Source organism: Pseudomonas serbica, from assembly GCF_028823535.1.
Taxonomy (GTDB): Bacteria; Pseudomonadota; Gammaproteobacteria; order Pseudomonadales; family Pseudomonadaceae; genus Aquipseudomonas; species Aquipseudomonas serbica.
Genome location: NZ_JAQIYM010000056.1, coordinates 1 through 341, shown reverse-complemented (window position 1 = coordinate 341; position 341 = coordinate 1). Strand labels below are relative to the sequence as shown.

The window sequence follows — 341 nt, the reverse complement described above, 5'->3', positions numbered from 1 at the left end:
GGCGTCGATGGCCGGGCGCACCTGGCCCTCCCAGGCCTGGCGGGTGAACACCCCCGGCACGCTGGCCGTGTTGACGAACAGAGCCCGTGCCTCGGTATCGCCGACCAACTGTTGCAGGTTCAACGCTGGGTAATGGTTGGCGGCTTCATCGAGGACGGTTTTATACAGGCTGGCTTCGGCATTGCGCTGGCCCAACTGGCCGAGCAGTAGCTGGCGAACCTGGGCCACCCGCTTCGGGTCGGCCGCGATGCGCCAATCCGGGTGGGAAGCCAGTTGCTCGCCATAGAATTGCCAGAGTGTTGGTGAAAGGCCGTGCCACAGCCCCGGCGAGACCCCGGCGG

The 341-nt window shown here is 66.6% G+C and carries 1 protein-coding gene; it reads right to left on the bottom strand.

Annotated elements, in window-relative coordinates; translation table 11 throughout:
• A partial coding sequence (locus NQL71_RS29720) for an ImcF-related family protein (protein WP_274643798.1) occupies positions 1-341 on the bottom strand: 341 nt, incomplete at both ends.